General features: G+C 28.2%; 14 protein-coding genes. 1 reads left to right on the top strand and 13 read right to left on the bottom strand.

The window, feature by feature from the left end:
- Window positions 1-257: 257 nt before the first annotated feature.
- The 7 genes from KGF52_RS16790 to KGF52_RS16820 form a co-directional block, all read right to left on the bottom strand.
- A complete protein-coding gene (locus tag KGF52_RS16790) occupies window positions 258-635 on the bottom strand; it encodes a C-GCAxxG-C-C family (seleno)protein (RefSeq protein ID WP_227828500.1) in 378 nt (125 codons plus the stop codon).
- A gap of 86 nt (window positions 636-721) precedes the next feature.
- Complete coding sequence (locus KGF52_RS16795; RefSeq protein WP_227840965.1) at window positions 722-1,216, bottom strand: methylated-DNA--[protein]-cysteine S-methyltransferase; 495 nt, start codon at window positions 1,214-1,216, stop codon at window positions 722-724.
- 146 nt (window positions 1,217-1,362) lie between these two features.
- Complete coding sequence (locus KGF52_RS16800) at window positions 1,363-5,619, bottom strand: 2-hydroxyacyl-CoA dehydratase (protein WP_227840966.1); 4,257 nt, start codon at window positions 5,617-5,619, stop codon at window positions 1,363-1,365.
- 388 nt (window positions 5,620-6,007) lie between these two features.
- On the bottom strand, window positions 6,008-7,177 hold the full coding sequence (locus KGF52_RS16805) for a hypothetical protein (RefSeq protein ID WP_227828497.1): 1,170 nt from the start codon (window positions 7,175-7,177) through the stop codon (window positions 6,008-6,010).
- Between the two features lie 380 nt (window positions 7,178-7,557).
- A complete protein-coding gene (gene gap, locus KGF52_RS16810; RefSeq protein ID WP_227840967.1) occupies window positions 7,558-8,574 on the bottom strand; it encodes a type I glyceraldehyde-3-phosphate dehydrogenase in 1,017 nt (338 codons plus the stop codon).
- Between the two features lie 467 nt (window positions 8,575-9,041).
- A complete protein-coding gene (locus tag KGF52_RS16815) occupies window positions 9,042-9,650 on the bottom strand; it encodes an NUDIX hydrolase (RefSeq protein ID WP_227828495.1) in 609 nt (202 codons plus the stop codon).
- A gap of 82 nt (window positions 9,651-9,732) precedes the next feature.
- Complete coding sequence (locus KGF52_RS16820) at window positions 9,733-10,434, bottom strand: phenylalanine--tRNA ligase beta subunit-related protein (protein ID WP_227840968.1); 702 nt, start codon at window positions 10,432-10,434, stop codon at window positions 9,733-9,735.
- Window positions 10,435-10,673: 239 nt separating this feature from the next.
- Between KGF52_RS16820 and KGF52_RS16825 the strand changes: the two genes are divergently transcribed.
- Complete coding sequence (locus tag KGF52_RS16825) at window positions 10,674-10,937, top strand: DUF1294 domain-containing protein (protein WP_227828493.1); 264 nt, start codon at window positions 10,674-10,676, stop codon at window positions 10,935-10,937.
- Window positions 10,938-11,047: 110 nt separating this feature from the next.
- Here KGF52_RS16825 and KGF52_RS16830 read toward each other — a convergent pair whose 3' ends face one another.
- The 6 genes from KGF52_RS16830 to KGF52_RS16855 form a co-directional block, all read right to left on the bottom strand.
- Window positions 11,048-11,467 carry a YjdF family protein gene (locus KGF52_RS16830; RefSeq protein ID WP_227828492.1) on the bottom strand — a complete coding sequence of 140 codons (420 nt, stop codon included), beginning with the start codon at window positions 11,465-11,467 and terminating at the stop codon, window positions 11,048-11,050.
- 209 nt (window positions 11,468-11,676) lie between these two features.
- Window positions 11,677-12,459, bottom strand: a complete 783-nt coding sequence (locus KGF52_RS16835; protein ID WP_227840969.1) for a PhzF family phenazine biosynthesis protein — start codon at window positions 12,457-12,459, stop codon at window positions 11,677-11,679.
- Window positions 12,460-12,662: 203 nt separating this feature from the next.
- Complete coding sequence (locus KGF52_RS16840) at window positions 12,663-12,944, bottom strand: hypothetical protein (protein WP_227840970.1); 282 nt, start codon at window positions 12,942-12,944, stop codon at window positions 12,663-12,665.
- Window positions 12,920-13,648: an MATE family efflux transporter gene (locus KGF52_RS16845; RefSeq protein WP_227840971.1), complete on the bottom strand. Its 729-nt coding sequence runs from the start codon at window positions 13,646-13,648 to the stop codon at window positions 12,920-12,922. Before KGF52_RS16845 ends, KGF52_RS16840 begins: the two co-directional genes overlap by 25 nt.
- A gap of 106 nt (window positions 13,649-13,754) precedes the next feature.
- Window positions 13,755-14,210 carry a MarR family transcriptional regulator gene (locus KGF52_RS16850; RefSeq protein ID WP_227840972.1) on the bottom strand — a complete coding sequence of 152 codons (456 nt, stop codon included), beginning with the start codon at window positions 14,208-14,210 and terminating at the stop codon, window positions 13,755-13,757.
- Between the two features lie 318 nt (window positions 14,211-14,528).
- Entirely contained in the window at window positions 14,529-14,912 is a 384-nt protein-coding gene (locus KGF52_RS16855) for a BlaI/MecI/CopY family transcriptional regulator (protein ID WP_227840973.1), read from the bottom strand.
- Window positions 14,913-15,075: the final 163 nt, after the last annotated feature.

Genomic DNA, 15,075 nt, shown 5'->3' on the forward strand with positions numbered 1-15,075 from the left:
AATATTATCTGTTAATTAAGCTGATTTACATCAATGAATGCTAATACTCAACTGTCATTTAAATTCTGTTAATAAATAATATAACTTTTTTCTAAATTATACTAGCAAAAAGACGCTCCTTTCTGAGCGTCTTTATAATATAAAATCTAATATTCTTTTAAAGTTCATTGCGTTTTATTTGCAACTAATAAGTTATAATATAATAGACTTATTAAATATATTATATCAAATAGCTTATATTCTATAGCTTATATTTATTATAGTTCCTTTTTTAAAGTTTCTTTTAAACTATCATATGCAAAATCCATTATCTCTCTACATGCAACTAAATCTTTTTTTAAGTCTATACATAACTCTGAACCGTACTCATTTCTTACTGTTGTTGTCAAATCTTTAGCATATGCTTTAGCTTTAGTGCTTTCACCTTCATGGTTTCTACCTCTTACATATCCAATTATTATATTTGAGGCGTTTACTGCACCACATAAACTAGCAACTCCACAGCCTGAACCTAATCCACTACCTAAACAAACTGGTATATCTGTATTAAACTCTTCATTATATGCTTTTATAACTGACTCTGCACAATTGAACCCCTTTTCATGATATTTTGATGCTATAACTTTATTGCACATTAAAACTCCCCCTTATCATCGTAAATTAAAAATTTCTTCTAACATAATTATATCAAATATTAACAAAAAAATCACTTTTAACCAATTTAACTATTTTTTTCTAAATCTAATAATATTTTTTTTAAGTCAGAATGATTTCCCATATATCCACCAACATTGTTTTTACCAACAACTCTGTGACAAGGTATTATTATTGGGATTTTATTGCTTTTACTTGCTTGTCCAATTGCTCTAACAGACTTTGGATTATTTATATTTTGTGCTATTTCTGAGTATGATAGTGTTTTTCCATAAGGTATTTTTAACATTTCTTCATAGACAGATTTTTGGAATTCAGTACCATCAACATGTATTTTTAAATCAAATTTTTTTCTTTTTCCATTAAAATAATCGTCTATCTGATTTATTGCTTCTTTTAAATCTTCTTTACTTCTTTTTATATCTATTCCTTTTTTAATATATTCTTCTTTTAAATTATTAAATTTTTCATCTCCTATATCTACGCTAACTACAAAACCATCTTCACTCAATATGTACAAATTTCCTATTTTAGACTCATAAACATCATATACTAAATTCATATAACTTCCCCCCCTTTTATATTAGTATACATATAATTTTTCAAGTAATAAAGAGTTACCCTAAAAAATATAGAGTAACTCTTTTTATAATTATTAATATAATAGTAGCTTATTTAGAAAGCTATAAATTTTCAACATGTGAAACCTTAATCTTCTATATTTTTAAAAGCTTTAGAAAGCATAAGTTTTATCCTGTTAAGCTGATTCACCTCACTTGCAGAAGGGTCATAATCAATAGGAATTATATTTGCATTCTTATATAACCTTTTTAATTCTTTTATGGAACCTTTACCAATTATATGATTAGGTAAACATCCAAAAGGTTGCATACAAATGATATTTTCCACACCTTCATTTAATAATTCAACCATCTCACCTGTTAAAAGCCATCCTTCTCCAGTTTGATTTCCTAATGATACTACTGGTTCTGTATTCTTCGCAACTGTTTTTATATTTCCTGGAGCATAAAATCTTTTACTTTTATCAAGTGCTTTTTTATATACCCTTTGGTATATACTTGTTATGTATATAAAGGCTTCCCCTATCATTCTACTTTTTCTACTTCCTTCTAAATGAGTGTGCTTATAAATAGTATTAAACGCACAACTTAAAAAGAAATTTGTAAGGTCTGGTACAACTGCTTCGGCTCCTTCTCGCTCTAATATATTCACTAGATTATTGTTTGCAATTGGATGAAATTTCACTAATATTTCTCCAACTAAACCTACTTTAGGTTTTTTAATATCTAATATCTCTAGGTTGTCAAACTCATTTACTATCTCTTTTATATTTTTAGTAAATACAGAAATTTTAGCTTTGACAAGAGATTTTTTACATATATCAACCCATTTTTCATATAGAGCATTTGTACTTCCAATAACTTTCTCATATGGTCTCACTTTATAGAGTACTTTCATTAATAAATCTCCATACACAACAGCCATAAAAAGTCTATTGATTAATTTTAGCGATACATTATCCATTATTCCACTATCTTCTATTCCATTTACACTAAGTGCAATAACTGGGACATCTTTAAATCCTGCATCATACATAGCTTTTCTTAAAAATCCAATATAATTTGTAGCTCTACAACCGCCACCAGTTTGAGTTATTGCAACAGATGTATTATTTAAATCATATTTTCCAGACTTTAATGCTGTTATTAATTGACCTACTACTATTATAGCTGGATAACAAGCATCATTATTTACATATCTCAAACCTTCCTCAATAACACTACTATCTGTATCTTTTAAAATTTCTATCTTATATCCACTCAAATTTACAGCTTCTTCAAGAAATTGAAAATGTATAGGTGACATTTGCGGTGCTAATATAGTATGTTTGTTCGTTATTTGATTATTCTTTGCATACTGTATTCTATCTACTTTCATATTTTTTACATCTATATTTTTACTTTCTCTTTCAAACATAGCTGCTTTTAAAGACCTCATTCTTATCTTTGCAGCTCCTAAATTATTACCTTCATCAATTTTTATAATAGTATATATTTTAGATTTTTCATTAAGTATTTCTTGAACTTGGTCTGTAGTTACTGCATCTAAGCCACACCCAAATGAATTAAGTTGAACCAATTCTAAATAATTTTTATCTCTTACAAAACTAGCTGCTTTGTATAATCTTGAATGATAGACCCATTGGTCTACAACTCTAAGTGGTCTTTGCATATTTGCTAAGTGACATATAGAATCTTCAGTAAGCACTGCCATGTCTAAAGAATTTATAAGCTCTGGCATTCCATGATTTATTTCTGGATCTATATGATATGGTCTACCACATAATACAATTCCCTTTAAGTTTCTCTCTTTTATCTCCTTAAGTGCTCTTTCGCCTGCTGCTTGCATCTCCATTTTAAATGAATTTTGTTCATCAGTAGCTTTATCAACTGCATGATTAATTTCTTCCTTAGTTATATTTATACCAGTAAAACGTTTTGATAATTCCTCATGAAGTCTCTTTTTCAACTTTGCCTTATCATTTAAACTTATAAATGGATTTATGTAATTTATATTTTTGTTTCTTATATTTTCCACATTATTTTTTATTACTTCAGAATAGGATATTACAACAGGACAATTATAATAATTATCTGCACTTAAATCCTCTTTATTTTCATTGGTCACACTTGGATAAAATATATTTTTTATTCCTTTTGAAATTAGATTTTCTATATGCCCATGAACTAATTTCCCAGGATAACACACTGTTTCAGAAGCAATGCTAGTTATACCAGTTTCATATAATTGTTTTGATGACCTATCTGAAAGTACAACTCTAAATCCCATATCATTGAAAAATGTAAACCAAAATGGATAATCTTCATACATATTTAATACTCTTGGTATTCCTATCTCTCCTTTTTTTGCCTTATCTTTTTCTAATGGTTTGTATTTAAAAATCCTGTCATATTTATACTTAAATAGATTTATGGGGTTTTTCTTTTCTAAACCTATCTTTTTATCGCCATAAATGGCTTCTCCCTTCTCACATCTATTTCCTGAAATAAAAATTTCATTATCAGAAAATTTGTTTATTGTAAGAAGACAATGATTTGAGCATCCTTTACATCTAATTACACTTGATTCTAATTTTATACTATTCAATTCTTCTTTAGATAATAAAGATGTTTGATATCCACTTTCATACTTCTCTCTGGCTATAAGAGCTGAACCAAAAGCACCCATAATTCCAGAAATATTAGGTCTAATTACATTTTTGCCAATTAACCTTTCAAAACTTCTAAGTACTAAATCATTGTAAAATGTTCCACCTTGTACAACAATATTATTTCCAATCTCATTTAAATCTCTGATTTTTATTACTTTAAATAAAGCATTCTTTATTACAGAATAGGATAAGCCTGCTGATATATCTCCAACACTTGCTCCTTCTTTTTGAGATTGTTTTACTCTCGAATTCATAAACACAGTACATCTTGAACCTAAATCTACAGGACTTTGAGAATAGACACCTTCATGTGCAAATTCCTCTATTGTCATAGATAAAGAACTTGCAAAGGTCTCTAAAAATGAACCACAGCCTGATGAGCAAGCCTCATTTAATATTATATTATCAATTACACCATCTTTTATTTTTAAGCACTTCATATCTTGACCACCAATATCAAGTATAAAGTCTACATCTTTATTAAAAAATTTAGCAGCTTTATAATGTGCTATAGTCTCTATTTCCCCATTATCTATTTTTAATGCTTTTTTAATAAGCCCCTCTCCATATCCAGTTACAGTTGAACTCAAGATTTTAACGTCTTTTGGTAATATATCATATATTTCATTTATGACCTTGATTGTTGTTTTTAGTGGATTTCCTTCATTACTATTATAATAAGAATATACTAAATTCCCATCTTCATCAATAAGCGCGGCCTTAGTAGTAGTAGAACCTGCATCAATTCCTAGATAACAATTTTTATTAATTGAATTTATATCTACATAATCTATTTTTTCTTTTTCATGTCTTTTAAAAAATTCTTCATACTCATTTCTATCTTTAAATAAAGGTTCTAATAAATTTACCTCTCCATCTTCAATGTTTTTTATATTGTCTAGTTTTTCTATTAGAGATTTAAGTTTTATACTATCTTCATCTACTGATAATAATCCTGCTCCAATAGCAATATAAAGCTGTGCATCTTCTGGGAAAATTACATTTTCATCTTTTAAATCTAGTACTCTTTTAAAAGCTTCTCTAAGTTCAGATAAAAAATACAATGGCCCACCTAAAAATGCAACATTGCCTTCTATTTTTCTTCCACAAGAAAGAACACTTACTGTTTGTACGACAACTGCATTAAAAATACTCATTGCTATATCAGTCTGCTTAGCTCCATCATTTATAAGAGGTTGAATGTCGGTTTTAGCAAAAACACCACATCTTGAGGCTATTGGGTAAATAACATTGTAGCCTTTAGCTAATTCATTTAAACCACTAGCATCTGTCTTTAAAAGCGAAGCCATTTGGTCTATGAATGCTCCAGTACCACCTGCACATATACCGTTCATTCTTTGATCTATTCCTCCACTTAAATAGGTTATTTTTGCATCTTCTCCTCCAAGTTCTATAACAACATCAGTTTCCGGATGGAAATATTCTATTGATTTTGTACTAGATATAACTTCTTGGACAAATTTCACCCCAAGTTTTTTTGAGATTCCAATTCCTCCTGAACCAGTTATTATAATGGTTGCATTTATATCTCCCAATTTTTCGTATATTCCATTTAGTACTTCTTTAACTGATTTCTTCACATCAGAATAATGTCTTTTATACTCTTTATGAACTATATTGTTATTATTAAGTACCACAACCTTTACTGTTGTAGAACCTACATCAATTCCTATATGAAATAATTCATCCATTGTACCCCTCCATACTTATATGCTTTTTTAATTTTTGTAAGTTCTATGGTTTTATTTTAAGTAAGTTATTTTATAATTTTTATGATTAATATTTTTGTTTTATGATTCTTTTATTAATCAATCTTACTCTACTAGGTAATTTCTAATCATACCTTTAAATTTTAAATAAGAACATATAGTTAGTGTACTAAATTTTGTCATAAATTTCTACAGATTTTTGTTACTTTTTACATAAATATAACTTAACTCTAATACCAATTTAATGTTCATATATTATAAAATATCTTCATTCAAAAAAAATAGTTGTCAGTACACAATTTCTTATTGCATATAGACAACCATTTTTTTGTATATTATTTTTTATTTTAATTATTTCTATTTATCATATTTATGATACGAGCATAAATATAAAGTGAGCTGCTGCTCCTGCACATAAACCACCTATTGTATGAGAAAGAATTGCTTTCCCAGCTAATTGTCTAGCGTTTAATGCATCCATCATACCAATATGTGTACTTAAATATCCACTCCAGCACATACCCATTGCTGTAAATACTGCTATATCATTAGGAGTTATAGCTCCTGATTTTATAAATTCTGGAACTAAAGACATTGCTGCTCCAACAGCTCCTAATGAAGTTATAGGAAATGCTATTGCCTCTGGTGATGTAAATCCAAATAATGGCTCTAATATAAATCCAAGCTTATCTCCAAGAACTGGAAGTAATTTTATTCCTTCATATGCAGCTCCTGTATAAACCTCTTGACCTGTAACAGGGTCTGTAGATGGTCCAAAAGTTAATAGCATAACTAATGTACACACTACTAGGACACCAGGGATTATAGCCATTCCCATGTCTACGCCCATCTTACCACCTTCAAGAATAGCATCTAGACCTCTTTGGAATACATTTCCTTCTCTTATTTCTCTAAATTCAGCTTTTTTCTCTAATGTTCCTGCTGCTTTATCTTCTTCTGGATTATAGTTATAAAACTTCTTAGTAAATGTCAGCATTATTCTAACACTTACAACACTACCTATTACTGCGCCTAAGTTACCAATCAATGCTGGCAATACATATTCTGTACCTTGAGATATCATAAATGTTGTTAAGATAAGTCCCATACCAAAAGCTGTTCCTAAATTACATAGTGCTGGAACTTGATATTGTTTAAAATACTGTGTGAATGTTTTATCTTTAGCAAAAGGTATAATAGCTGGATTATCTGATAAATAAGTTGTTATAGCTCCTGCTATACTAGCACCAGGTAATCCATATAAAGGCTTCATAAATATAGCGAAAATTTTATTAATTAATGCTATTACTCCAAACTCTGAAAGTAGTGCGCTTAATGCGCCTGCAAGAACTGCCATAGCCATAATTAAGAAAACTGTCTCTAATAGTAAAGCATGTGCTGTACTCATTATTACTTTAAACATCATTCCTGCTCCCATAATGCTACCAACATAGCCAAATCCAACTATTAGTAATATTATGAAAACGAATGTCTCCATGCTTACTGCCTTAACCTGTCTCCTGTCTGTTAACTTCTCCATTTTGAATCATCCCTTCTTTTCTTTTGTTGTAAAGCTTAACAAAACCTTTTCTCTTTTTTAATTATACTTATAAATATTACTCTTTGCAACTTTATTTGTCATTTTTTTATCATATTTAAAATGAAAACCAGTATTCCAATAATAAAAATTTTTCAGATTTCTGCAAGTTTTCGACATATTATCTTTCATATATAAAATAATACAATTTCTTACTAAATAGACATATCCCACTCTAACGACCTAATATCCACTAACAAGTTGTAACTTGTATCTTTTACATGAACCAAAAAAGATTACGAAAAATTTTTTCCTTCAATATTTTTCATAATCTTTCTTTTATTTTTATAAAATTTTTTCAAAAATTTTTTTTAAGTTATCTACTATTTTAATTTTTCAGCTATATATTTTACCAAGTCAACAGTTCTTGAAGAATATCCCCATTCATTATCATACCATGAAACTACTTTGACCATATTGTCCTCTATAACCATTGTGGACAGAGCATCTATGATAGATGATCTTGAATCTCCTCTGTAATCTATAGAAACAAGTGGTTTGTCACAGTATCCTAAAACACCCTTTAATTCTCCTTCAGCAGCTTCTTTTAGTACAGAATTCACTTGCTCGGCTGTAACGTTTTCTTTAAGTTCACATACTAAATCAACAAGTGAAACTGTTGGTGTTGGCACTCTAAGTGAAAAACCATTTAATTTTCCTTCTAATTGTGGTAATACTCTTGACACAGCTTTTGCTGCTCCTGTAGTGGTAGGTATTATAGATTCAGCCGCTGCTCTCGCTCTTCTCAAGTCTTTGTGGCTCTTATCTAATATTCTTTGATCGTTAGTATATGAATGTACAGTAGTCATTAAACCTTTTACTATACCAAATTTTTCGTCCAATACTTTAGCAAATGGTGCTAGACAATTTGTAGTACAAGATGCATTTGAGATTATATTATGCTTTTCATTATCATATTGTTCTTCATTAACTCCAACAACTATAGTTATATCTTCATTTTTTCCTGGAGCTGTTATTATTACTTTTTTTGCACCTGCTTTAATGTGTTTTTCTGCTTTTTCTCTTTGTGTAAATAATCCTGTTGATTCTATAACTATATCAACCCCTAATTCTTTCCATGGTAATTCTTCTGGGTCATTATATCTCAATATTTTTATTTCTTTAGAGTTTACTATTAGTGTATCTTCATCCTTTGCTTCTACCTCACCTCTAAAAGTTCCGTAACATGAATCATATGTAAATAAATGTGCCAAAGACTCTGTTGTTGCTCTTGCATTTATGGCTACAATTTCTATATTATCTCCTAATTCTTCTTGAGCTATTCTCAACACAGCTCTTCCTATTCTTCCAAATCCGTTCATTCCTACCTTAATTTTCATTATGAAATGTCTCCCTCCATTACTATGTTTTTACATGATTATTGTACACTAAACAATTCATTTGTTCAATACTTTTTCTAGATTAAATAATTAAATTCTGTGTTTTTTTATTATCAAAAGACAATTAGTGTATCATTTTTATCTCTTTTGACCCTTATTTAGTATATACTTTTTAATATAAATAGGCTAGAGGGACGTATTTTGCCCAATGTCCCTTGGGACATATTTCACCACCATTTTTTTGAATTTTTAAACTATATTTACATTTGAAAATACAATATGTATTAAAAGATTATCTCTCAATACAAAAACATATAAAGATTACCTAAAAATAATCCTTGTATGTTTTTGTATTGATTACTTTACAGCTTAAAAAAATAAAATAAAAAAGAGATTATATCATTATATGAATAAAATAAATTTTTATACTTTACTCACTCACATAATACAATCTCTTTTCTGTATAATTATTCAAATAATTTAGTTCCTAAACTTACAAACATTTGTAAAATTAAAAATGCTTTTGTATCTATCTTATGATTACTCTGTAAAATTTCTTTTGCTTCATCTTGTGAAACTAAAATAGCTTCAATATCTTCATCTGGTTCTAAAAATTCATCAGTTATATTACCATCACATATACAGTAAACAAATGCAATCGATTCATCACTCATACCAGGAGATAGATAGACTTTCTCATTACTCTTATTTTTTTGAATTTCTAAAAGAGTAAGCCCTGTTTCCTCTCTAAGTTCTCTTTCAACAGAAATATCTATAGATTCACCCTTATCAATAAGACCCGCTGGCAATTCGTATATATATCCATTAATAGGTACTCTAAATTGTTTTATTAAAATTAATTTTTTGCTACTTTTATGAAGACCTACTATTGCGACTGCATCTGCACTATCTGCCTTATTTTCAAGATAAATACTTTTTAATTGCTCACTGCTTTTCCTTGATGCTACCATCCATACCTTATCTTCATCTAGCTTATTTTTATACTCAATTTCAAAAAGTCCCATAAACTTACTTTCAACCAATGGATTTATATTCTTTATTATAGTTTTTTTCAAATTTACTACGACCTCTCTTTATTTAAATACCTTTAAGTAATTATATACATAATAATTTAAAATAAGTATTGGATACAGTTTCTTATATTTCCATTTCTAAGTTATCTTTATCTATGAACCCTACTTTAATTTCACAATCAAATATTTCTTTTAATAATTTTGCTAATTCTTCCCTTGCACTCATTACTTTATCTAAATTTGCATCAGTAAAACCATCTATAGGGAAAAATATATTTTTTGAACTACTTGTAATTTTTCCTTCTTCACCTTGTCTCCATATCCATCTTCTAGTTTTTACCATATCTCCAACAGAATAAATTAATTCTCCTTCTTCCATCAACTCAACTTCAGTTTCTCCAAATGGAATAAATTTATCCCCTTTTTTTGAAAATCTAACAAATACATCATTATCTCTAAAATCCATATCATGTGCACCCATTGGAAGTAGATATTTTAATGAAATAGAATTACCTAAGTCTACAATAGGATTTATATGTGGAAGTTTTTTATTTTTAGCAACTCTTGTTGTCATTGCTTCTATCGAACTCATAAATTTATTTGGATTCATTCCTAGACTTCTAAATGCTTCTCTATATGGTATAATTTCTTCTGCTTCTTTTACCTTTTTATCTTTAAAGTACTCTTCTACTCTGTCTATACTTATATCTAAAAGATTATTTATTCTTTCAATTTCTTTAGTATTGTCTATTCCTTTTGCAACTACTACACCAAAACATACATTTTCTAATTTATCAAATACTTCTTTTTCTACTATGAATTTCATTTTGCCTTGTCCTCCTGTTATTTTACATTATTTTCTAAGTAAATTTTATCACTTTATGTCTTATAAATATACCCCCTATTTTAGCAATTGTTTAATTTTTTAAAATTTTCCAATTAATATAATATTACTTCTTATGAAATATTTTATATATAGTAATTGTAGATTAGGCTTTTAAAAAAAATATTCTTGATTTATAATGTATAATATATTTTTATTATACGTCTTACGGAGGTAATATTGTGAAAAATTTGATTTCTATATATTTTATAATTATTAATATTATTGGTTTCTCTTCAATGTATATTGATAAGAAAAAAGCAATAAAAAATAAATGGAGAATAAAAGAAGCTACCCTTATTACCATAGCAATAATTGGGGGTAGCATAGGTTCTATCATTGGAATGTATTCTTTTAGACATAAAACTAAGCATATTAAATTTACACTTGGGATACCATTTATAATATTACTACAACTGTTATTATTATATTTTTATATGCTTTAAAGTGATTTTTAAATATAGTAATTCTATCTTTATTAATAATTTAAGGTGTATAAAATTTTTAATTTTATACACCTTTTATCTAGCAATTCATAAAAATCCAACCAATTAGATTAATGACCTTTATGTTTGGCTTTTCTTTTCTCTTGTTTCAAATTAAAAAGTCTTTCTTTTTCTTCTTCTTTTCTAGATTTAGATAGGATTTTTTTATCTTGTTTTCTTTCTTCATATTGAAGCTTAAGAGCATTTTGTGCTTTAGTTCCTATAGTTTCTTTAGCCTGTTCTTTTTTTACTTTTCTCTGCATCCTTTTGTATCCAATGTTATCTTTAGATACATTTTTCTCCAATTTAATGCTTCCAAAATTTAATGAAAAGAACTTTTCAAGTATGAATTCATATACTTCTACATCCTTTGGTTCTGCTCCAAAAACTACCCTACATACCTCATATTTTTTACTATCTTGTCTTTCGAATACACCTATCCAAAACGGTTCTTCAAATAAGACTGTTAATTTTCCACTAACATTATCCATTGCTAGTTCCTCCTATTTATTTACTTTATTTCTAAAGAATGGACAACCAAGGAGGCAGGTTACTGACAGCAATTGCTGCGTCTGGACTACCAACCAGACTGTGTTTTTATCTTCGTCAATTAAATACTAACTTTTTTATTTTAATTTGTCAATGTTGACATAAATTTATCTTCTTTATTATTGCTATTAACAACTTTAACTATTTTTCTTTAAATATTATACATTATTTCTCCATGCATAAATAAAGCTGCTTCTCCAGAAATTTTTACAACATTATCCCTTAATAATTCACACTGAATAATACCACCACGATTAGAAAGTTGCGATGCTATCATTTTATCTTTTCCCAACTTTTCAGCCCAATATGGTATGAGACTACAATGAGATGAACCTGTAACAGGGTCTTCTGAGTCTAATTCTGGACAAAAATATCGAGAGACAAAATCTGTATCAGTCCCTTGTGATGTAATTATAACACCTAACCAATCTGTTAATTTACTTAAATCTTGATAATTAGGTGTATAGTCTATAACTTCTTGTTCATTATTTAGTAACAATATTAAATCTCTTGAAGAGTAGATAGCCACTGGTGTACAACCTAGTAAACTACGTTGTTGTAATGATAATTCAATTTCAACAGGTTCTCTGTTTGGAAATATCATTTCATATAGATTTCCATTTCGTGTAACTTCAAGATTTCCACTTTGAGTAAAAAAACAAATTTTCTGAATATCTATATCAATAAAATTGGATATAACATAAGCTGCGGCTAAAGTTGCATGACCACATAAATCAATTTCTGCTTTAGGTGTAAACCATCGTAAATCATAATTTCCATCATTTTCAACTACAAAAGCTGTTTCTGGAAGATTATTCTCTGTTGCTATTTTCTGCATTAATTCTAATGATAATCTCTTTTCAAGAACGCAGACACCAGCAGGATTTCCTTTAAATAATCTATTTGTAAATGCATCAACTACATAATATTTCATTATTCATACCTTCTTTCTAATTTAAAGTTAGGAATACATTCATATTATATTATCTCATATTTAAATAATCAAAACAAATTACTATTTCTTATGAATCTATATAATATATTTATCTACTTTTGATAATGATTTATTGACATATAAAAATAAAATGCCTACTTATCAATATTTCAACATTATTTTCTTTTGTGATAAAATCTCTTCTATACTAATTGCAGTGACTTTTCTTTAAACCACATTATGACAGTAATAATTGTTGCACATACATCTGCTACCAATTGAGTTGCAATAAGACCTGTCATACCCCATAAGTTTGTGAAAATCAGCAGAAATGGAATGAACAGTAAACCTTGACGACATATACTTAACATACCACCTTGTTTTGCCTTTCCAATTGCCAAAAAGTAATTTCCTATGACAATTTGAACTCCTAATGTCATAAATGAAATAGCATCAACAATTAAAGCAGTTCTTCCAATTTCCAATACTTTAACTGATTCTTGATTAAATACATAAATAAAAATGTATGCCCTTTTAAAATATAAAACCCATAAAATGAAGTAGAGACAAGTTGTGAAATTAATGTTGCAATAGCAGCACCAGAAACTCCCATATGACATCCAAAGATTAAAACTGGGTCTAATATGAAGTTTGTCAATCCACCAAACAACATAGCAGTCATACTAAATGAAGAACTCCCTTCTGCAACTATCATATTATTCATCATTATATTGAAAACATTGAATATAAGCCCCAAAATATATATCAAACCATATTCTCTTACATAATAAAGTGTGTTATCTGTTGCCCCTAAAGAATTCATAAGAGGATTAAAAAATAATAGCATAATTGTAACCAAAACAGCGATTAAAAATATACCTGAAAAGAAAGCTATACTACTACAAATCTTTACTTCCTCATATTCTTTTTTACCAAGAAGCCTTGAAATATAAGAACCTGCACCACTTCCAAAAAGCAGCCCTATTCCAGTACCAACCATAGTTAATGGATATACTAAGGATACTGCAGCAGTTTGCAGTGTACCCAAACGACCTACAAAGAAAGCATCAACAATATTATATAATGCTGATACTATCATCCCTATCATAGTAGGCATTCCTAATTTTAACAGTAATTTCCTTACATCTTCTTTTTCTAAAAGATAGATTCTTTTTTGATTTCCATCCATACCAATCACTCTTTCAATTGTTTTGTTTCGATACAGTATAGTTACTAAACATATTTTTAAAAATAATTGCTACCCTCTACGATAGCAATTTTTTCACATATATGACTTAATTTTCTTCTAGTTTTTTATCAATACTTTCTTCAAAAGCAGAAAAATAACTCAGCATATATTCATAAAAAGGTTCTGGCATATCATCTAACAGTTTAAGTGATTCATCATTAGTTTGCTTATGATACTCTTGATGAGCTTTATAATTTTTCATTCCATCATCTGTAAGGCTCAAAACTACTTCTGTATCAGAATCAGGAGATACTTTTTTTACCACTGTCCCTTTATCTACTAGTTTATAAATCATCTGAGAAGCTGCGCCTTTTGTAATACCTAAAGTATCTGCAAGAGATGTAATATTTATCCCAGGATTATTACCAACAGCTACTATTGTATGAATTTCTGATTTTGATAATAAAAGCTCTGTTCCATAAGTTCGTTTTTTATCCTCCCACTGATTGTATTTGTGAATAATACGTTCCATCAGTGTAATTAGTTTAGAATAATCTCTCATACTTTCACCTCTATGTGTTTAGTTTCATTACTATTTAGTTACTATACATATTATATCTTTGCTTCTCAATTGTCAAGTTTCTATTTAAGAAATATCTAAAGATTTATTTTATAATTGAATAGTTCTTATAGGCTTTTAAGTGTTTGTAAGTATTGTTTTTTCAACATTTTTATTTTTCATTTTAATCCTTTTGTCAGTTAAATGTCAGTAAAATATTTTATCCACAAATTTTACATAAGTTTTCCATAGTTTACCCACAATTTTATCCACAACAATAAAAAGGTAGCAATTATATTAGTAGCTACCTTTTAATATATATTAATCTTCTTCTTGCCAACTTTTTATCCAATCTCCTATTTCTATTATTTTTTCTTCAGTTATTTCCTCTTTATTATGTAGTTTTGTAATTAACTCTGACAGGGGATTGTTATGCAAACCTCCAAAAATTCTTTTACCTTCTAGTTTTAGATATTCTTTTTCTTTTACTAATACTGTATAGTGTACATGTTTTCCAATTCTCTGGGATATTAAAAAACCTTTTTTACTTAGCCTCGCTAAAAGTGTAATTGTAGTTGTATGTTTCCAACCATATTTTTCCTCCATTTCATCTGCAACGTCTTTAGATATTACAGTTTTATATCCCGAATTCCAAATATTTTTCATCAATTTTAATTCCGCATCTGGTAATTTTTTATTCAACATAATATATTTCTTCTTTCTATATAAACAGAGTTATCTTTTTACTATATTTTGCATATTTTTTATGAATTTTTTTAATTTTTCTTCTATTGTATTATTTCTTTTATGTATAGTTGTAAATATTCGTATGAAAAAGTTATTATCTTTACTTATACACCTTTCTTCT

It is taken from the genome of Clostridioides sp. ZZV15-6597 (genome assembly GCF_020657815.1).
Lineage (GTDB): Bacteria > Bacillota > Clostridia > Peptostreptococcales > Peptostreptococcaceae > Clostridioides.